The organism is Blautia argi, assembly GCF_003287895.1.
In the GTDB taxonomy this organism is placed as follows: Bacteria; Bacillota; Clostridia; order Lachnospirales; family Lachnospiraceae; genus Blautia; species Blautia argi.
This window is the reverse complement of the sequence record NZ_CP030280.1, coordinates 1,903,520-1,923,243: the sequence shown is the minus strand read 5'-3', so window position 1 is coordinate 1,923,243 and position 19,724 is coordinate 1,903,520. Positions and strand designations below refer to the sequence as shown.

Below are 19,724 nucleotides of genomic sequence, written 5' to 3'. Positions count from 1 at the left end.
AATAAAAATATGGCGGCAGCGAAAAAGGGAAATACAGGGAGCAGAAGATCTTCTACAGGCAGAAAAAAGAATGTGCAGACAAAAGCAAAAAAGGCAGCGGCAGAACATACGGGCAGTTCTGTGGAAGCGGAAATTACTCTGTGGATTGTGCTGGCTGTGTCCATTGTGCTGCTGGTAAGTAATTTTGGCATAGGCGGTGCAGTGGGAAATGCTATCAGCAGCTTCTTTTTCGGTTTGGTGGGATTGGTCTGCTATCCTCTTCCTGTTTTTTTGTTTCTTGGAGTGGCATTTGTGATTTCAAACAGCAGAAACCCCCGAGCTTATCGGAAAATGGCTGGCTTTTTGTTGCTGTTTATTGCCATGTGTATGTTTATGCAGCTTTTAACCGAGGGAGCTATGTATGAGGAAACTGTTTTTACCTATTATCAGGTTTCAGCAGAATACAAGACAGGGGGCGGCCTGTTAGGCGGTCTTTTGTGTAGACTCTGTATCAGGGCTTTTGGTACTGTGGGGGCATATGCCATTTCTATTACAGCTATTATGATTTCCCTGGTGCTAATTACTCAGAAGTCTATGTTTGATATGCTTCGCAAATGCAGCAGGTGGATTTACCATTCAGCAGCAAAGAGCCGGGCGCACAGACTGGAGGTAGCCAGAGTCCGAAGAGAAGAGGCCGAGGAGGCAGCGCTTATGGAGGAGCGTCATTCCCGCCGCCGGGAGCGAAGCTTAAAGCAGGAGGACGGGAATGAGAAAGCACAGATAGAAGAGCAGAAGGCTGATAGAAAACAGGGAAGAAGAGTGGCTTCCTTCTTTACTGCAGAGCCTCCAAAGGAGGAGGCTGCACAGGAAGAGTCTATAGAGGATCCTTTTGTACCGGAAAAGGCATTCCCTATTCACAGAGGGGAACATCTGGTGCAGGATATAGATGAAATAGAGGCTCTGGGGGAAGAAACAGAAAAGGAATCAGAAGCAGCGGTATCTGCGGAAACTCAGAATGAAAAAAAGAGTAAAAAAGTTCAACAGGAGAGCAGCCACAGCAGAAATCCTCGTTCCTCAAAAGAAGAAATCCAACAAGGTGTGGACGCAGTGAAAAGCGAGATTGCGGCAAAAGAAGTGCAGGAGAAAAAAGAGTACGTTTTTCCTCCTGTTTCCCTTTTGAAAAAGGGAACAAAGAGCAGCGGAGATTCTGATGCCCATCTTCGGGAAACAGCAAGAAAGCTGCAGGAAACGCTGCATAACTTTGGTGTAAACGTGACGGTAACCAATGTGAGCTGCGGCCCTACAGTTACCAGATATGAGCTGCAGCCGGAGCAGGGAGTAAAGGTGAGCAAAATTGTCAGTCTGACTGATGACATCAAGCTGAATCTGGCTGCCACAGATATTCGTATTGAAGCACCGATTCCGGGAAAAGCAGCCGTAGGAATTGAGGTGCCAAATGCCAACAACAGCACTGTAATGCTACGTGAGTTGATTCAGTCAGAAGCCTTTAAAAACAGCGAGTCCAGACTTGCCTTTGCAGCAGGAAAGGATATTGCCGGGAAGCCGGTGATTGCAGATATTGGGAAAATGCCTCACCTTTTGATTGCGGGCGCTACAGGCTCCGGTAAGTCAGTATGTATTAACACCCTGATCATGAGTATTCTTTATAAGGCTTCCCCGGAAGAGGTCAAGCTGATTATGATTGATCCAAAAGTAGTAGAGCTCAGTGTATACAACGGTATTCCCCATTTGTTTATTCCGGTTGTCACAGACCCGAAAAAGGCAGCAGGGGCGTTGAACTGGGCAGTGGCGGAAATGACAGAGCGTTATAATAAATTTGCTCAGTATAATGTGCGGGATATCAAAGGGTATAATGCAAAAATTGATGCCCTTACAGATATAGAAGAGGATAAAAAGCCTGCAAAGCTGCCTCAGATTGTGATTATTGTAGACGAACTTGCAGATTTAATGATGGTCGCTCCTGGAGAGGTGGAGGATTCTATCTGCCGTCTGGCACAGCTTGCAAGAGCTGCAGGTATTCATTTGATTATTGCGACTCAGAGGCCTTCGGTCAATGTTATTACAGGGCTTATTAAAGCAAATATGCCATCCAGAATTGCCTTTTCCGTGTCCTCTGGTGTAGATTCCAGAACGATTCTGGATATGAACGGAGCAGAGAAGCTTCTGGGAAAGGGAGATATGCTTTTTTATCCCCAAGGGTATCAAAAGCCTGCCAGAGTACAGGGGGCTTTTGTCAGCGACCAGGAAGTTGGTGCAGTGGTTGAATTTCTTGCCAGCAAGAATCCATGTGCCGCCTATAGTCAGGAAATTCAAGAGAAAATCGAGGCAGTGAAGGAAGCGACTGCATCTGCAGCAGGAAGCGACAGCGCTAATGAACGGGACGCATATTTTAAGGACGCTGGAAAATTTATTATTGAGAAGGAAAAGGCGTCCATTGGTATGTTGCAAAGAATGTTTAAAATTGGCTTTAATCGTGCAGCCAGAATTATGGATCAGTTGTGTGAGGCTGGGGTTGTAGGCGAAGAGGAAGGAACAAAGCCAAGAAAGGTTCTGATGTCCATGGAAGAATTTGACCGGTTTATTGAGGAATATTTATAGAAAATGAGGATAGGAATACATGAAGTGTAGAAACTGTGGAGCAGAGTATGAAGAAGGAAATCTGTTTTGTCCGAAATGCGGAAAGGAAATTCAATGGGTTCCGGAATACAATACACTGGAAACCCTGATACGCCAGAAGGAGCTGCAGGAGCAGGAAAAGAAGAAAAAGGAAATGGAAGCGCAAAAAGAGCGGGAGCGTCTTCAGAAGAAAGCAGAACAGGAACGTAAAAAAAAGAAAAAAAAGAGAATGATTCTGGCAGGGACTACGGCGACAGCCGTGATCGCAGTAGGAGCCGGGCTGTTTTTTGTGTATCAGACTCAGCTTCACTCCTTTGATTTTCAGATGGCGCAGGCAGAAACAAAGTTCAGCAATAAAGTCTACAGTGAAGCACTGAAATATGTGGAGAGAGCCCTGGCTTTAAATCCGGAAAGCGCTGAGGCAAATATTCTGGAGGCAAAAATTTATCTGAAGGAGGGAAATGAGGAGGCAGCGCTTTCTATTCTTCTCTCCGTTACAGAGAGCCACCCGGACAGTACTAATGCTTACGGAGAATTGCTCCGCCTGTATGAAAAAAACGAAGAGTATGAAAAAATCAGAGAATTGATGAACGGTGCTTCAGACAGTATGAAGGCGAAATATCAAACCTATGTCTGCGAGCTTCCTTCCGTTTCAAAGGCAGGCGGCAGCTATAGTGAAGAGCTGGAACTGCGCTTTGACATACCTCTGGGAACAAGGGTGTACTATACACTGGACGGTAGCACTCCTGACAGCACCAGCCAGGAATATGAAGATGCCATTCTTTTAGACGAAGAGGGAACCTATAAGCTGAAGTATTTTGCCTGCAATGAAAAGGGGATTCCGAGTGAAATCGGGGAAGAGGCTTATCAGTTGACCTTTCAGGCACCCCAGAAGCCTCAGATTGCACCGCCCTCAGACAAATATGAATATGCAGCGGAAATTATTGTGACAGCAGAGGACGACTGTGATATTTATTATGCCTTTGATGCAGAGCCTACCATAGAGAGTGAAAAATATATAGGTCCTATAACCATGCCGGAAGGAGAGCATACTTTTTCGGCGATTGCCGTAGATTCCAGGGGCAAGGTAAGTCAGATTAGCAGCGCTATCTATGTATTTTATGGATAATATCTTAAAAATACACAAAGAATACGGCAATCTGCACAAATTCGGCATGGTATTAAGAAATCGGATTGAATTTTCAGTCCGATTGTCTTATACTGAAGGATAGTAATCATAACAATATATCGACAAAAGATGCACTTGAGAGGATATGCAAAGTCACGAAGCCGGTATTTTGAATGAAATATGAGGAGGACATTATGTATAAGATTCTAAAAGCAGAAAAGCTTAATGAGATTGTATATCTCATGGAAGTCGAAGCACCAATGGTCGCAAAACACTGCGAGCCGGGTCAGTTTATCATTGTAAAATTAGATGACGCGGGAGAGAGAATTCCCCTGACCATCTGTGATTATGACAGAGAGGCAGGCACAGTTACCATTGTATTCCAGCCGATTGGCGCCTCAACAGAAAAATTCACCAAATTACAGGCCGGAGATGCTTTCGAGGATTTTGTAGGTCCTTTAGGCTGTCCATCTGAATTTGTCCATGAAGATATAGAAGAGTTAAAGAAAGAAAAAATCCTGTTTGTAGCAGGCGGTGTTGGAACTGCGCCTGTTTATCCTCAGGTAAAATGGCTTCATGAACATGGGATTGAAGCTGATGTTATCGTGGGTGCAAAAGACAAAAGATTTGATTATTCTGGAAAAAGAAATGGAAGCTGTAGCAGGCAATTTATATATTACCACAGACGATGGTTCTTACGGACGCAGCGGTATGGTTACAAAGGTTATCGACGACCTGGTAGCAGAAGGGAAGAAATATACACGCTGTGTTGCTATCGGACCTATGATTATGATGAATTTTGCTGCCTGACCACAAAGAAGTACGAAATTCCGACGATTGTATCCATGAATCCGATTATGGTAGACGGTACCGGAATGTGCGGTGCATGCCGTGTTATCGTAGGTGGAGAAGTAAAATTCGCATGTGTAGACGGACCAGAATTTGATGGTCACTTAATTGACTGGGATCTGGCTATGAAAAGACAGCAGATGTACAAGACAGAAGAAGGAAGAGCCTTGTTAAAAGAACGTGAAGGAGATACTCATCACGGAGGCTGTGGAAACTGTGGAGGTGACGAATAATGGGCAGTGTATTAGAAAAAGTTCCTGTAAGAGAGCAGGATCCAAAGGTAAGAGCAACAAACTTTGAAGAGGTTTGTCTGGGATATAACAAAGAAGAAGCTATGAAAGAAGCAGCTCGCTGCTTAAACTGCAAAAATGCAAAATGCGTGAAGGGGTGTCCGGTATCCATTAACATTCCGGCCTTCATTCACGAAGTAAAAGAAGGAAATTTTGCAGAAGCATATAAAATTATCGGTCAGTCCAGTGCACTGCCGGCTGTCTGCGGACGTGTCTGTCCACAGGAATCCCAGTGTGAAGGCGTTTGTATCCGTGGTATCAAGGGCGAAGCTGTTTCCATTGGTAAACTGGAACGTTTTGTAGCAGACTGGGCGAAAGAAAACGGTATCAAACCGGAAGCTCCGGCTGAGAAAAACGGACACAAGGTAGCGGTAATCGGTTCCGGTCCTTCCGGACTTACCTGTGCTGGAGATCTGGCAAAAATGGGCTACGATGTGACCATTTTTGAAGCGCTTCATCAGCCGGGCGGCGTACTGGTATACGGAATTCCGGAATTCCGTCTTCCAAAAGACAAGGTTGTTAAGGGAAGAAGTGGAAAACGTAAAATCTCTTGGCGTTAAGATTGAAACAAACGTAATTATCGGTAAATCCACAACCGTAGATGAATTGATGGAAAATGAAGGTTTTGAAGCCGTATTTATCGGTTCTGGTGCAGGTCTTCCAATGTTCATGGGTATTCCCGGAGAAGTATCAAACGGTGTATTCTCTGCAAACGAATACCTGACAAGAAGCAACCTGATGAAAGCTTTCCGCGAAGATTACGACACTCCGATTGTAACAGGCAAAAAAGTAGTTGTAGTTGGTGGCGGTAACGTAGCTATGGATGCTGCAAGAACAGCTCTTCGCCTGGGTGCAGAAGTGCATGTAGTATACAGAAGAAGTGAGGAAGAGCTTCCTGCAAGAAAGGAAGAAGTACATCACGCAAAAGAAGAGGGCATTATCTTTGACCTTCTCACAAATCCTGTGGAAATCCTTGCAGATGAAAATGGCTGGGTAAAAGGCATCAAATGTGTACGCATGGAATTAGGCGAGCCAGATGCTTCCGGCAGAAGACGTCCGGTTGTAGTAGAAGGTTCTGAGTTTGAAATGGAAGCAGATACGGTTATCATGTCTCTGGGAACTTCTCCAAACCCGTTGATTTCTTCTACTACCATTGGTTTGGACGTAAACAGAAGAAAATGTATCATTGCAGACGAGGAAAGCGGACAGACTTCCAAGGAAGGCGTATATGCAGGCGGTGACGCTGTAACAGGCGCAGCAACCGTTATTCTGGCTATGGGTGCCGGAAAAGCTGCTGCAAAGGGAATTGATGAATTTATTAAAAATAAAGCAAAATAAGCAGAGAAACAGATAAGTTACATAGAGAGGGCATCGCCTTAAGTTCATAGGGAAACTTAAAGCGGTGTCCCCTTTTGGCTTTACAGGAAGGTTCATAGGGGAAAATATGGAAGACAAAACAGACAGAGCAACAGAACTTATCCTTTGGATAAGAGAAGAGCTGCAAAGCCGTGTAGATAAAAAATACAGGGAATTTCATCAATCTCTGGTTCCGGGGCTTTCTTCCATGCTGGGAGTTCGTGTGCCGGATATGCGGGAGATTGCGAAAAAAGCGGCAAAAACGGACTACAATGGCTATGTAAAACAGGCAGATTTGTCGGTTTATGAAGAACTGATGATACGTGGTATGATGATAGGATACGCCGGATTGAATGAGATGGAGCAACAGGAAGAATTGAGGAAGTTTGTTCCTTTTATCAACAACTGGGCGATTTGCGACTGCTGTTGTGCTACCTATATAAATTTATGAAAAAGCAGCAGGAGAAATGGTTTGCATTTCTTCAAGATTATATCTTTTCACAGGAAGAGTATGAAGTGCGTTTTGCCGTGGTCTGTATGCTGGATTTTTTTATTAACGAAAACTTTCTTGACAGAATTCTGGAGCTTTTGCCTCAGATTTCGCATAAAGGCTATTATGTAAAAATGGCAGTGGCATGGGCTGTTTCTATTTGCTATATCAAGTTTCCCGAAAAGACAGAACGTCTTTTTTGGGAGAATTGCCTGGAGGATTTTACGCACAATAAGGCAATTCAGAAAATCCGGGAATCCTGTCGGGTGCCAAAGGAAGATAAGGAACGCTTAGATACACTAAAACGCAGATAAAAGAATAAGAGAGCAAAGGAAGATAAAATATGAAGGCAAAGGTAAACGATAAAATCAGAATTGTCAATAAAATGAACGACTGGTCCATGGATTACAAAGAAGGGGATATTTTTACGGTAGAAAGCACCTGGTACGGAGGGGTAAATGTAAAAAGCGCTTCCGGGATTCCCCTGTCCCTGGACGAGGTGGAATATGAAATTTTGCAGGAAGAAAGTCCCTCGGATACGGGGAAAAAGATAAACGTTCTGTTTCATGCAGACAGTGAGAGAGGCATAGAAAAGGCTCTGCAGTCTGCTGCAGGATTTCTGCAGTATGAAAGAGGAGAAAAAAATCCGGTGGAACTGGAGATTCTGGCAGAGGGAGAAGCTGTTTCCGGTTTTCAGGCGTCTTCTTCCAATCAAGAACTTCTCTGTCAATTACAAAAAGAGGGCGTAAAGTTTGCAGCGTGTAAAAAGGCGGCAGAATCCCTGCACATTTCAGAAGAAGAAATTATTTTGGGCATACGAATGGTGGAATCCGGAATTGCAGAGCTGATAGAAAAGCAGAATCAGGGCTTTGCCTATATAAAAATGTGAGAGGATACCGGATATGAAAATTACGATTATTACTGTGGGGAAGCTGAAGGAAAAATATTTAAAAGACGCTATCGCAGAGTACAGCAAGCGTTTAAGCAAATACTGTAAGCTGGAAATTCTGGAGGTAGCTGATGAGAAGACCCCGGACGCTGCCAGTGAAAATGTGGAACGCCAGATTCGGCAAAAAGAGGGAGAACGGATTTTACGGTATGTCAAAGAGGACTCCTATGTTCTGACCCTGGAAATCGGAGGGAAAATGTTGGATTCTGTAGAATTTGCAGAAAAAATAGAAAAGCTGGGAGTACAGGGGAAAAGCCATCTGACCTTTATTATCGGCGGTTCTATCGGACTTGGGGAAGAGGTGCGGAAGCGGTCGGACTATGCCCTGAGTTTTTCTAAAATGACTTTTCCCCACCAGCTTATGAGAGTAATCCTTTTAGAGCAGATATACAGAGGATATCGGATTATAGAAGGGGCGCCGTACCATAAATAACAGCGCTTGGAAAAAGAAAGGAGGTTTATCCATATGAGGGCAATGCGTTTGCAGAAAAGAGCAGTAACCGAGTATGAGGATTTAAAGGAAATTCTGGAAGCCTGTCAGGTAGTCCGGATTGGTGCTGTTGATGAGGAGGGGCTTTTTATTGTCCCTGTGAATTTTGGATATGAATTTTATAAAGATTCTCAAGAAGAGATACATTTGAAATTGTATATACACAGTGCAAAAGAGGGAAGAAAAGCAGAAGCCTTTGCCCAAAATCCCAATGTGGCCGTGGAAATGGACTGTGCACAGGGGGTTCTTCGGGGAGTTTATACCTGTGATTATTCCTTTGCTTATTCCAGTATTATGGGAAATGGTGTGATACGTCTGGTGACGGAAGAAGCAGAACAAATCTACGGTTTAAAGCTTTTGATGAATCATATGGTACCAAAGGCAGAGCTAGAATTTTTGCCTCAGATGTTGGAAAAAGTGTATGTGTATTGTATCGAATTGAAAGATTTTTCGGGGAAGAGGAGAAAGGAAATATAGTAATTTTATAGAAGAAAAAACGGTATGGAAATGGTAAGGATTTCATTTTCATAGCTGATATTAGACAATCTTCCTTTCATATTTTTCAGTAGCTGTGTTAGAATATATAAGAACGTCATCTTTTGAATGGAGGAAGAAAAACATGAAGGTAGTTACTTTTGGAGAAATTATGCTGCGCCTGAAAACTCCGGAGCATCTGCGGATTTTGCAGGCGCGGGATTTTGAAGCAAGTTACGGAGGCGCAGAGGCAAATGTAGCGGTATCCCTCGCCATGCTGGAAGACCCGGTGGCATTTGTTACCAGGGTTCCGGATAACCCGGTAGGCAGAGCCGCATTAAACGAGGTGCGCCACTATGGTGTGGACACTTCTTATATTTTAAAAGGAGGCTCTCGTCTGGGCATCTATTATTTTGAAAAAGGCAGCAATATTCGCCCTACAAATGTGGTTTATGACCGGGAATACAGCGCTTTTTCCATGGCGACGGCAACAGAATTTCACTGGGAGAAATACCTGGAAGCCGGGGATATTTTTTATTTCTCCGGGGTTACACCAGCAGTCAGTCCCGAGATTCAGAAGGCTGTTTTGGAAGCCTTGGAATACTGCAGAAATCATGGGATTTTTGTAGTCTGTGATTTGAACTACCGGGCAAAAATGTGGAGCAGTCAAAAAGCGCAGGCAGTGATGAAAGAATGTATGCGGTATGTGGATCTGTGCATTGCCAATGACGAGGACTTTGAGGCAACCCTGGGGATTCATGCCTTTGACGGGAATATGAGTACCGGAATTTGTCAGATAGATACCTATAAGCAGGGTATGGAGGAAATTTTAAGGCAGTATCCAAACTGCAAATCCGTTGCCAGTGTGCTGCGAAATATGCATACCGTAGAGGACGGTGACTGGCTGGGCATTTATTTAAAGGATGGAGAATTTTACGAAAGCCCTATTCATACAGTACATAGTCTGGAGGCAGTGGGCGCGGGAGATGCTTTTGCAGGAGGGCTGCTGCATGGGCTTTTACGGGATTTTGACCCACAGAAAACCATTGATTTTGCCATTACTGCCAGCGTGATGAAACTGATGATACAGTATGATTTTAATATTGTGACCGAGGAAGATATTTTGCGTGTTATGAAATCCTCGGATACGAATCTGCAGAGATAACATACAGGACGAAAGGAAAATACTTATGAAAAAATTTATAAAATGTTCATTTCTTTATTTTTTAGCTGCTATGGCAGCAGGGGTGTTCTACCGGGAGTTTACAAAGTTTTCAGGTTTTGAGGGAAATACCGTGCTGGCAGACATGCATGTGCATCTGATGGCGCTTGGTATGCTGTTCTTTTTACTGGCAGCAATGCTTTATAAAAATTTGAAGCTGACAGGGAATAAGGCCTTTGGCAGATTTTTTGTAATATACAATGTGGGACTTCCGCTTTTGGCAGTCACCATGCTGACGAGAGGAATTGTACAGGTAAAGGGAATAGAGTTAAGCCGTGGTATGAATGGAATGCTTTCAGGCTTTGCTGGTATTTCTCATATTTTATTGCTTCTGGCCCTGCTGTTTTTCTTCTCAGCTCTGAAGCAGGGAGTAGCAACAGAGGAGTAGAAAATAAGGGAAAGAAATCAGGAAATGGAGAAGACTATGGAAAATCAGAAGCCAAAACATCAGCGCAGAGTGCGCTACAAGGGAACGCACCCCCGTACCTTTAAAGAAAAATACAAAGAACTGCAGCCGGAAAAGTACGCGGATACCATAGAAAAGGTAATCCGCAAGGGAAGTACCCCGGCGGGTATGCATATTTCTATCTGCGTACAGGAAATTTTGGACTTTTTGCAGATACAGCCCGGACAGCAGGGACTGGACGCAACCCTGGGATATGGGGGACACAGCGCCAAAATGCTGGAGTGCCTGAAACAGGAAGGACATCTCTATGCGCTGGACGTAGACCCCATTGAGATGAAAAAGACGAAGGAACGTCTGGAAAAACAGGGCTATGGAGAGGATATACTCACCATCAGGCAAATGAATTTTGCAGATATTGACCTGTTGGCAGAGGAAACCGGAAAATTTGATTTCGTACTGGCGGATTTAGGTGTGTCTTCCATGCAGATTGACAATCCGGAAAGAGGGTTTACCTATAAGTACGATGGTCCTCTGGACTTGCGTCTGAATCCGGAAAAAGGGATTTCTGCGGCAGAACGTTTACAGGAAATTTCCCAGCCGGAACTGGAGGGCATGCTCATAGAAAATTCCGATGAGCCTTATGCCAGAGAAATTTCTATGGCAATTCTCTCGGAAAGGAGAAAGGGAAATGCCATTGATACAACCACAAAGCTGAAGTCAGTCATTGAAAAAGCCCTTGTCCGGCTTCCAGAGGCAGAAAAAAAGGAAGCAGTGAAAAAATCCTGTGCCAGAACGTTTCAGGCATTACGAATAGATGTAAACAGTGAATTTGAGGTACTGGAAGCCTTTTTAGAGAAGCTGCCTCAGATTTTAAAGCCCCATGGAAGAGTGGCAATTCTCACCTTCCATTCAGGGGAAGACCGTATGGTAAAAAAATCCTTCCGGAATTTTTATCGCGAAGGCGTGTATGAAGACATTGCAAAAGAGGTGATTCGTCCTTCAAAAGAGGAATGCAATCGGAACAGCCGCGCCCGCTCAACAAAAATGCGCTGGGCTATTCGAGGAGAAGATAACACGGAAAAGGAAAGACAGACAGGAGAATAAAACATGAAAAAAACAGTGAAACTTTTACTTGCAGTATTTCTGGCCGCAGCCCTTTTTGCAGGCTGCGGTACAAAAGAAGACACGACAGAGAACAAAAAAGAAGAACAGAGAGAACCTATCCAGGATAAGGATACAGAAAAAGAGGACACAGAAGGGACAAAGGTAGAAATTACGATAAAGGATTACGGAACCATTAAGATTTCCCTAGATGCAGAGGCTGCGCCGCTTACGGTAGAGAATTTTTTAAAGCTGACAAAAGAGGGCTTTTATGATGGTCTGACTTTCCACAGAATTATGAATGGATTTATGATGCAGGGCGGTGACCCCGAGGGCAACGGAACCGGTGGTTCTGACGAAACCATCAAGGGTGAATTTGCAGAAAACGGGGTGGACAATCCGCTTTCTCACACCAGAGGAGCGATTTCTATGGCGCGTTCTCAGGATTATGACAGCGCCAGTTCTCAGTTTTTTATTGTACATGAGGACAGTACCTATCTGGACGGACAGTATGCAGCCTTTGGCTATGTGACAGAGGGTATGGACGTGGTAGATAAGATTTGTGAAACCGTGCCTGCCATCGACCAGAATGGAACTGTGCTTCCTGAAAACCAGCCGGTGATTGAGAGCATAAAGATTATGGAGAATTGACAAATGTTTTTTCAAATGGTATAATGCCTCCCCGATAACTGAAAGACCACAGAAAGGAGCAGTGTTGCAAAACATGACAATTTATCAGGAATTACAGTTAAATCAGGAGGGGTCGAAGGCGCTTATTAAAAGCTGCCGGAATCCAAAAGAAAAAGCCCGTCACATTGCTATTTATTTGTTCAAAATTTTTATTACCATGGTGTTCTGCATGGCCTTTGTTATTGGATACAGCACGGTTTTCGGAGATGAAAACAGCGTTACCGGGGTTGTAATCCTGCTGTGTGTTATGGTATTTCGTTTTGCCGATTTTGGGATTTCCACACCTCACGGGTTAAGCGCCCTTATGGTGGTATTTGCGATTCTGGCATTTGGTCCCAGACTGGCAAATATGGGAAATGTGTTTACAGAATTGCTTGTCAATCTGGCATGTATTTTTATTCTTATGGTATTAGGTTGTCATAATGTAATTATGGCAAACCATTCCACTCTGGTGCTGGGATATCTGCTTTTATATGGATATGATGTAACCGGGAAGGCTTATGCCCTGCGTCTGGCAGGTCTTGCTTTTGGAGCTTTTGTCACCGGGATTGTATTTTACCGGAACCACAAAAAGCAGACCTACAAACGTGGATTTAGAGATTTGTTCCGGGAGTTTGATTTGGCTTCCATGCGTACCCGCTGGCAGTTATCCATTACCTTCGGCGTGTCTACCGCCATTTTTCTGGCAGGTCTTTTAGGACTTCCCAGAAGCATGTGGGTGGGCATTGCAGTGATGTCCGTGCTGCTGCCGTTTCGTAAGGATATGAAGAAACGTGTAAAAGGAAGAATTCCGGGGAATCTGTTAGGCGGACTGGTATTTTTGATTGTATACCCCATGCTGCCGGAAAGCTTTTATCCGTATATTGGGGTTATTGGCGGTATTGGCGTGGGACTTTCCGCAACCTACGGCTGGCAGGCTGTGTTTAATTCCCTTGGCGCCATGGCCATTGCAGTCAGCTTTTTAGGTGTTCCGGGAGCTGTATTTTTCCGAATTTTCAACAATGTGGCAGGAGCGGTTTACGGTCTTGTATTTGATAAAATATTTCACGGTTCTCTGGATAAAATGACGGCAAAAAGGACGCTTTTGGATTCTTAAGAATTACATTGACAACGAGAAATCTCTTATATTAAAATAAAAGAACAGTGAAAATCTTGATAAAAGGGAGAGAAAGAATATGGTACATCATATTGTTATGTGGAAGTTTAAACCGGAAATCAAAGAAGAAGAAAAGCCTCAGTTAAAGCAGGCTATGGCAGAGCATTTAAAGGGACTGGTGGGAAAGGTTCCGGGACTTTTGACCGTAGAATTTGTAGAACAGCCTCTTTCTTCCAGCACCCATGATATAGCGCTGGTGACGACCCTGGAAAAAGCAGAGGACGTGGCAGCTTACGGGGTGCACCCGGAGCATGTAAAGGTTGCGGATACTTATGTCCGCCCCTATGTTATGGAGCGTGCCTGCCTGGACTATGAATAAGCCCTTGCTGTTACATATAGGAGAAACAAGATGCAGAAAGTAAGACTTGGAAAGACAGAACTGGAAGTGAGCAAAAACGGCTTTGGCGCTCTTCCTATTCAGAGAATCAGTAAAAAGGAAGCCGTATATCTTCTTCAGAAGGCGTTTTATCACGGAATCAATTATTTTGATACTGCCAGAGCTTATTCGGACAGTGAGGAAAAGCTGGGCGCCGCCTTTTCCTATACAAGGGACAAGCTGATTATCAGCACGAAAACCGCAGCGCAGACGGCAGAGGAGTTCTGGAAGGATTTAGACGAAAGCCTTTTGAAGCTTCAGACAGATTACATTGATATTTATCAGTTTCACAATCCTGCCTTTTGTCCAAAGCCGGGAGATGAAACCGGGCTTTACGATGCAGCCTTAAAGGCAAAGGAGCAGGGGAAGATTCGCCATATCGGTATTACCAATCACCGTCTGGCTGTGGCAGAGGAAGCCATTGCTTCCGGGTTATATGAAACCATGCAGTTTCCCTTTTCCTATCTTGCCGCAGAGGCAGATATTCGTGTGGTAGAGCTCTGCAAAGAGGCAGACATGGGCTTTATTGCCATGAAAGGTCTTTCTGGCGGACTGATTCACAATTCTGCCGCAGCCTTTGCTTTTATGGCACAGCCTCAGTACGCCCATGTGGCGCCTATCTGGGGCATTCAAAAGGAAAAAGAACTGGACGAATTCCTTTCCTATGAGGTCTGTCCGCCTGTGCTGGCAAAAGAACTGCAGGCAGAGATAGACGGGGATAGAAAAGAGCTTTCCGGAGATTTCTGCAGGGGCTGCGGCTATTGTATGCCCTGTCCTGCAGGCATTGAAATTAACAACTGCGCCCGTATGAGCCTGATGTTAAGAAGAGCGCCCCAGGAGGCATGGCTGTCCCCTGAGTGGCAGGCAAAGATGCAGAAAATAGACGGCTGCATGCATTGCAATAAATGTAAGAAAAAATGTCCTTATGGTCTGGATACTCCAGCGCTTCTGGCAAAGAACTATGAGGATTATAAAACCTTTTTATAAGCTTTGTAAAAAGGATTAAGGAGTAAATTTATATGAACACAAAAAATCTTCCGATTTAAATCACACAAAATTTTAAAGAACAGGAAATCACCATAGGAAGCATAGGGGTGATTTTCTACCCTTTCCGGTATGGCAAAAACGTATTTTGCTGTACCGGTGGGTGGTGTCATGCACATTTTGCAGAATGACACCGTACAAGAGTTTGAAATTTTGTATGATTTAAAGATGAAGACTGTTTTGCAGAATCACAGGCGTTTCCTGCAGGTAAGAAGGAAGTGCCGGTGCTTTCTGTTGCAGTCTTCTATGGAGGATTTTTTATGTTTTTAAAGAATAGATTAAATCGGAATATTTTTTTGATGTATGTCATAACTCTGCTGCAGGGTATGGTTTTTTATGGCTCCGTTTCTACCCTATACCGTCAGGCAGCGGGAATTTCTCTTTTTCAGATTACCCTGATAGAAAGCATTTCCATGATACTGACAATTTTGTTGGAAATCCCCTGGGGAATTGTGGCAGATAAAATTGGCTATAAGAAAACCTTTGTTCTTTGTTCCGTCCTGTTTTTTCTGTCCAAGCTGGTATTTTGGAGAGCAGACAGCTTCGGAGCTTTCCTGTTTGAGCGAATTTTGCTTGCCGCTGTGCTGGCAGGACTTTCAGGTGTAGAAACCAGCCTTTTATACCTTTCCGCAAAAGGGAGGGATACCCAGAAGATTTTTGGCATTAACAGTACTTTATCTGTGGTCGGGCTTTTTCTGGCATCGGGAATGTATTCTCTATGTATAGGGGACAATTACAGGAGAGCAGGTTTTCTGACAGCTTTGTGCTATGGAGCGGCAGCCCTTTTGTCCCTGGGGATTACGGAAGTAAAAGAACGGGAAGAGGAAAGAAAACAAAAAAGCGGTGTGAGAGATTTTTTGAGTCTTTTGCCCAAAGTGTTCCGAGAGAAGGAGAATTTATATTTTCTTTTGGGTATGGCACTTGTTTCAGAGGTGCATCAGATGACCACTGTGGTATTAAACCAGCCGCAGTTTCAGGCCTGTGGTGCATCCGGTCGGCAGATTGCCCTGTTGTTTCTTCTTTTAACAGCAGGTGAAATGGCCGGAGGGCTTTCTTCCTGGATTACCGGGAAAATAGGGGAAAAGTCCATGCTGATTTGCGGCTTTTTGATTCCGGGTATCTGCTGTCTGGTACTGGCAGGAACAAAAAGTCTGTGGATTTCTGTTCTGGCAGTGCTGTTGATTCAGATAAGTTTCAGCCTTTTAAGTCCCCTGCAGACAGAACTTCAGAATCGTATGGCTTTGCCGGGATATCGGGCAACCATGCTGAGTGTGTATGCCGTATTTATGGACGGAACAGCAGCAGGTGTGGATTTGCTTTTCGGAAGAATCGCTGATTTTTCTCTGCCGCTTGCTATGGCATTTGGAAGTATTTGCTGCGTAATCGGTTTGCTTTTGTATTTCCGGGGAGAAAAAGGGAAGCAGGCATTAAAATTCAGAATATAGAGAAAGAAAATACAGGAGAACATTATGAGTGAGGGAAAACGCTATCTGAGCTTTGTCACAGAAAAATTAAAAGAAAGAATCCGGGAGGTCAGTCAGTCCATTTCTCAGGGAGAGCAGGAGATTCAGGGTATGCATGAATATTACTGGGAAAACTATACGGAGATGGACCAGTATGGCTATGAAAATTTTGATAACCAGCAGGCGCTTTTGGGACAGGTGAACGCCAATCAGGAACAGCGCATGCTGCGGCACCGTCTGGAAAAAATGTTAGATGCTCCTTTTTTCGGAAGGGTGGATTTCTGTTATGACGGGGAAGAGGAGGCAGAGTCCTTTTATATCGGTATTGGAAATTTTTCTCAAAAAACAGGGCAGGTTCCCTATATTTACGATTGGCGTGCGCCGGTGAGCAGTCTTTTTTATGATTTTGACAAAGGGGAGGCAAGCTATGAGGCGCCGGCAGGTACGCTTACGGGTGAAATTCATTCCAAATGGCAGTATAAGATCCGCCAGGGGAAAATGCTGTATGAATTTGAAAGCGATATGAAGATTGATGACGAAATTTTAAAAGCAGAGCTGGGCGGAAATGGAGATATCCAGCTGAAAAATATTGTACGCACCATACAGAAAGAGCAAAATGCCATTATCCGTAACACAAAGGATAAAATCCTGGTGATTCAGGGAGCAGCAGGCAGCGGTAAAACTTCTATAGCCCTTCACCGGATTGCCTATCTTTTGTATCATGACCGGAAAAACATGAAATCTTCCAATATTTTGATTCTTTCTCCCAACAGTGTATTTTCTGATTATATTTCGCATATTCTGCCTGAGCTTGGGGAAGAAAACATACAGGAAATGAGTTTTGATCTGTTTGCATACCGGGAACTTCGGGAAATTGTGACAGACTGTGAAGACCGCTATGACCAGATAGAACGGGAACTTTTGTGCCCTTTACCGGAAGAAACAGAGCGTTTACACCAAAAGCAGTCGGAAGAATTTCTGGGGATTGCAGAAATGTTCCTGGCAAATCTGGAGGACAGTTTGATGGAGTTTCATGAGGTTTCTTTTAAGGGTATTGTGAAGACAGAAGCAGAGTTGGTGAAACTTTTTTACTTTAAATTTCAGGAAATTCCACTGTTGGCCCGCATGGAAGCAATTCAGGAGTATTTTACCGATGAATATGAAACCCTGTATAACCGTAAATTGACGGAGGAGGAAGAAGAGGGGCTTACCAGGGAATTTATGGGTATGTATGCAACCAGAGATGTGTATGTGCTGTATAATCAGCTTTTAGAGGAAGCCGGTTGGAAGCCTTTGCCTGCTGTTTCCTATGAAAAGCGGACTTTAAGATATGAAGATGTGTATCCCATGCTGTATCTGAAATACCGGCTCTTGGGAAAAAAGGGACAAAAAAACATCAAACATCTGGTTATTGATGAAATGCAGGATTATTCCTTTTTGCAGTATACCATACTGGCAGAGCTTTTCCCATGTAAAATGACGATTTTGGGGGACTGTGCCCAGACCATGGAGGAAGAACAGCAGGATGTATTGCAATTTCTTCCCGGAATTCTGGGAAAACAGACTCGGATAATCCTTATGAAGAAAAGCTATCGAAACACCGTAGAAATTGCAAATTATGCCAATCAAATAGCAGGGCTTACGGATATGGAGCTTTTAGAACGCCATGGAAAAGCAGTAGAACAAAAGATCTTTGCCAATCAGCAGGAGGTACTTGAAGAAATTCTTTTGCAGCTTCAGAAGGGCAGCGATTATGAAACCACAGCAGTCCTTACCATGACAGAGCAGGAGGCTCTGGAGGCTTATGGGTATTTAAAGGAAAGGCTGGGGGAGGTTTCTTACATTGACCGCAACAGTTCGGCGTTTCAGCGGGGAATTACAGTTACCACTTTTTATCTGGCAAAGGGGCTGGAATTTGATCGGGTATTTGTCCTTGGCAGAAAAGAAAAAAACGGGCTTTTGCGGCAGGCGGAATACATCTGTGCAACCAGGGCGCTTCATGAGCTTGCCGTGTATGAGGTGTAGGAACGGAAAATTTGTTTGCCATTCTTATCAGAAAGCGATACAATAGAAAAAACAGTTTGGGAGGTTGAGAGCTTGAGAAGTATACCGGAAATGTTGGACGAACTGCAGCAAAGAGCTGGAAAAGATGAGAAACTCAGACAGGAACTTTTAAAAACCCGTCAGGAGGCAAATCCTCTCAGTGCCTTTTGTAAAAAATGCAGAGAGTCAGGTTATGAAATTTATGAAATGGAGCTGATAAACGCAGGAGAAGCTTTTTACGCAGAAATGAAAAGAAGCACCAATGGAGGCGGAGAAAATTCTCCTGTGCTTGAAGGAGAAGATGATTTTTATGAGCTGTTTTTTGCAGGGCTTGAGCAGATAAAAAACTGACGGCTGTAAAGGAAGGGGCAACAGCGGACAGCAGGGAAATGAGAGGAGTATAAGCATGAACAGAAGTGAAAAACTAAGCCTTTTATTTAGCGAGGATTACCGGATTATTGATTTTTTGCCAAGAGCGGTTTCCACAGAGGAGGACGATTTTTATGAGGAGGCAGAGCAGTATTTTCTGCAGGATAAGCATTTACAGGAGTTTTGCGATAAAACCATTGCCATTGTGCTGAAGGTGCTGTGCTATTTTCCTTTTGAAATCTATGTGGAGGAATATAAGCCTCTGGTAAACAAGAGAGAGGGGTGGCTGAAGGATAAGCGGTGTGAGATGATTGTAAAATTAATGAAAAAGGTGATTTTAAAGAAACGTGGACAAATCGATATTCTGCTGGGCGGTGAAGATTCCATTATCAGTATCAGCGGGGGCGTTTTGAGCATTGCCGTTTATCATGAAAGTGAAAGCTTAAAGGTGCTTCTGGAAAAAATTGTGGCAGCCGAGGGACTTTATTACTGGAAATACCGTGTATAGAGAAAAAGGAGAAAACTATGTTAAGAGAACTGGATATGGGGGCAATTTCTGACGGAAGGCTGTACCGTCATAGCGATATGGTAAAAGCGGGTTGTAACGACTGCAAGGGCTGTTCCGATTGCTGCAGGGGCATGGGAAATTCCATTGTGTTAGACCCTTTTGATGTATACCAGCTTTGTAAAAACTTAAAAACCAGTTTTGAGGGGCTTTTGCAAAGCGCTGTAGAGCTTCATATGGCAGATGGCATGATTTTGCCGAACCTGAAAATGGTGGGAGAGAAGGAGCAGTGTTCCTTTTTAAATGAGCAGGGAAGATGCAGTATCCATGCCTTTCGACCGGGTTTTTGCAGAATGTTTCCTCTGGGGCGGATTTATGAGGAACAGGGCTTCCGGTATTTTCTTCAGGTACAGGAATGTCCCCAAAATCCGAAGACAAAGGTGAAAATCAGCAAATGGCTGGGAATACCGGAAATCCAGAAATATGAGAAGTTTGTACTTAACTGGCACAATTTTCTGAAAAGGACAGGGAAAATTTTGGAGTGTCTGGAGAGCGAGGCAGCAGTAAAAAACGCTTGTATGTTTGTATTGAAGACCTTTTATCTTGCGCCTTATGAACCGGAAAAGGGTTTTTATGCGCAGTTTGAAGAAAGAAGAAAAAGGGCGGAGGAATACTTTTTTTAAGTGGGATAACAGGAATTAGGAGG

Annotated in this window: 20 protein-coding genes and 1 pseudogene; all 21 read left to right on the top strand. The window is 43.9% G+C overall.

The window, feature by feature from the left end; translation table 11 throughout:
• The first annotated feature begins 9 nt into the window (after positions 1 to 9).
• The 21 genes and pseudogenes from DQQ01_RS09395 to DQQ01_RS09295 all read left to right on the top strand — a co-directional run bounded on the left by DQQ01_RS09395 (position 10) and on the right by DQQ01_RS09295 (position 19,701).
• Positions 10 to 2,598, top strand: coding sequence for an FtsK/SpoIIIE family DNA translocase (locus tag DQQ01_RS09395; RefSeq protein WP_111919817.1), 2,589 nt, complete (start codon positions 10 to 12; stop codon positions 2,596 to 2,598).
• Positions 2,599 to 2,617: 19 nt separating this feature from the next.
• Positions 2,618 to 3,745, top strand: coding sequence for an FN3 associated domain-containing protein (locus DQQ01_RS09390; protein ID WP_111919816.1), 1,128 nt, complete (start codon positions 2,618 to 2,620; stop codon positions 3,743 to 3,745).
• A gap of 194 nt (positions 3,746 to 3,939) precedes the next feature.
• Complete coding sequence (locus DQQ01_RS09385; protein ID WP_242980293.1) at positions 3,940 to 4,827, top strand: sulfide/dihydroorotate dehydrogenase-like FAD/NAD-binding protein; 888 nt, start codon at positions 3,940 to 3,942, stop codon at positions 4,825 to 4,827.
• A pseudogene (gene gltA, locus DQQ01_RS18145) lies at positions 4,827 to 6,222 on the top strand (NADPH-dependent glutamate synthase). The gene DQQ01_RS09385 and the pseudogene gltA overlap by 1 nt, the downstream one beginning before the upstream one ends.
• A 106-nt stretch (positions 6,223 to 6,328) precedes the next feature.
• Positions 6,329 to 6,691 (top strand): DNA alkylation repair protein, encoded by a 363-nt coding sequence (locus DQQ01_RS16555; protein WP_242980292.1) that lies wholly within the window; start codon positions 6,329 to 6,331, stop codon positions 6,689 to 6,691.
• Between the two features lie 65 nt (positions 6,692 to 6,756).
• Positions 6,757 to 7,044, top strand: a complete 288-nt coding sequence (locus tag DQQ01_RS16550) for a DNA alkylation repair protein (protein ID WP_242980290.1) — start codon at positions 6,757 to 6,759, stop codon at positions 7,042 to 7,044.
• 29 nt (positions 7,045 to 7,073) lie between these two features.
• On the top strand, positions 7,074 to 7,619 hold the full coding sequence (locus tag DQQ01_RS09370; RefSeq protein WP_111919815.1) for a DsrE family protein: 546 nt from the start codon (positions 7,074 to 7,076) through the stop codon (positions 7,617 to 7,619).
• 13 nt (positions 7,620 to 7,632) lie between these two features.
• A complete protein-coding gene (gene rlmH, locus DQQ01_RS09365) occupies positions 7,633 to 8,112 on the top strand; it encodes a 23S rRNA (pseudouridine(1915)-N(3))-methyltransferase RlmH (RefSeq protein ID WP_111919814.1) in 480 nt (159 codons plus the stop codon).
• Between the two features lie 33 nt (positions 8,113 to 8,145).
• Positions 8,146 to 8,646 (top strand): pyridoxamine 5'-phosphate oxidase family protein, encoded by a 501-nt coding sequence (locus DQQ01_RS09360; RefSeq protein WP_111919813.1) that lies wholly within the window; start codon positions 8,146 to 8,148, stop codon positions 8,644 to 8,646.
• Positions 8,647 to 8,788: 142 nt separating this feature from the next.
• Positions 8,789 to 9,808, top strand: coding sequence for a sugar kinase (locus DQQ01_RS09355; protein WP_111919812.1), 1,020 nt, complete (start codon positions 8,789 to 8,791; stop codon positions 9,806 to 9,808).
• A 25-nt stretch (positions 9,809 to 9,833) separates the two neighbouring features.
• The gene (locus DQQ01_RS09350) at positions 9,834 to 10,253 is read left to right on the top strand and encodes a DUF2871 domain-containing protein (RefSeq protein WP_111919811.1); all 420 of its coding nucleotides are present in this window, start codon (positions 9,834 to 9,836) and stop codon (positions 10,251 to 10,253) included.
• Between the two features lie 36 nt (positions 10,254 to 10,289).
• A complete protein-coding gene (gene rsmH, locus DQQ01_RS09345; protein ID WP_111919810.1) occupies positions 10,290 to 11,375 on the top strand; it encodes a 16S rRNA (cytosine(1402)-N(4))-methyltransferase RsmH in 1,086 nt (361 codons plus the stop codon).
• Between the two features lie 3 nt (positions 11,376 to 11,378).
• Positions 11,379 to 12,023, top strand: a complete 645-nt coding sequence (locus DQQ01_RS09340; protein WP_111919809.1) for a peptidylprolyl isomerase — start codon at positions 11,379 to 11,381, stop codon at positions 12,021 to 12,023.
• Between the two features lie 73 nt (positions 12,024 to 12,096).
• Positions 12,097 to 13,158, top strand: a complete 1,062-nt coding sequence (locus DQQ01_RS09335) for an FUSC family protein (RefSeq protein WP_111919808.1) — start codon at positions 12,097 to 12,099, stop codon at positions 13,156 to 13,158.
• Between the two features lie 79 nt (positions 13,159 to 13,237).
• A complete protein-coding gene (locus DQQ01_RS09330) occupies positions 13,238 to 13,537 on the top strand; it encodes a Dabb family protein (RefSeq protein ID WP_111919807.1) in 300 nt (99 codons plus the stop codon).
• Between the two features lie 30 nt (positions 13,538 to 13,567).
• Complete coding sequence (locus DQQ01_RS09325; RefSeq protein WP_111919806.1) at positions 13,568 to 14,581, top strand: aldo/keto reductase; 1,014 nt, start codon at positions 13,568 to 13,570, stop codon at positions 14,579 to 14,581.
• Between the two features lie 317 nt (positions 14,582 to 14,898).
• Entirely contained in the window at positions 14,899 to 16,083 is a 1,185-nt protein-coding gene (locus DQQ01_RS09315; RefSeq protein ID WP_111919804.1) for an MFS transporter, read from the top strand.
• 24 nt (positions 16,084 to 16,107) lie between these two features.
• The gene (locus DQQ01_RS09310) at positions 16,108 to 18,126 is read left to right on the top strand and encodes a HelD family protein (protein ID WP_111919803.1); all 2,019 of its coding nucleotides are present in this window, start codon (positions 16,108 to 16,110) and stop codon (positions 18,124 to 18,126) included.
• Positions 18,127 to 18,216: 90 nt separating this feature from the next.
• Complete coding sequence (locus DQQ01_RS09305) at positions 18,217 to 18,495, top strand: hypothetical protein (RefSeq protein ID WP_199798007.1); 279 nt, start codon at positions 18,217 to 18,219, stop codon at positions 18,493 to 18,495.
• Positions 18,496 to 18,550: 55 nt separating this feature from the next.
• Positions 18,551 to 19,021, top strand: a complete 471-nt coding sequence (locus DQQ01_RS09300) for a hypothetical protein (RefSeq protein ID WP_111919801.1) — start codon at positions 18,551 to 18,553, stop codon at positions 19,019 to 19,021.
• A 17-nt stretch (positions 19,022 to 19,038) separates the two neighbouring features.
• The gene (locus DQQ01_RS09295) at positions 19,039 to 19,701 is read left to right on the top strand and encodes a YkgJ family cysteine cluster protein (protein WP_111919800.1); all 663 of its coding nucleotides are present in this window, start codon (positions 19,039 to 19,041) and stop codon (positions 19,699 to 19,701) included.
• The last annotated feature ends 23 nt before the right edge of the window (positions 19,702 to 19,724 follow it).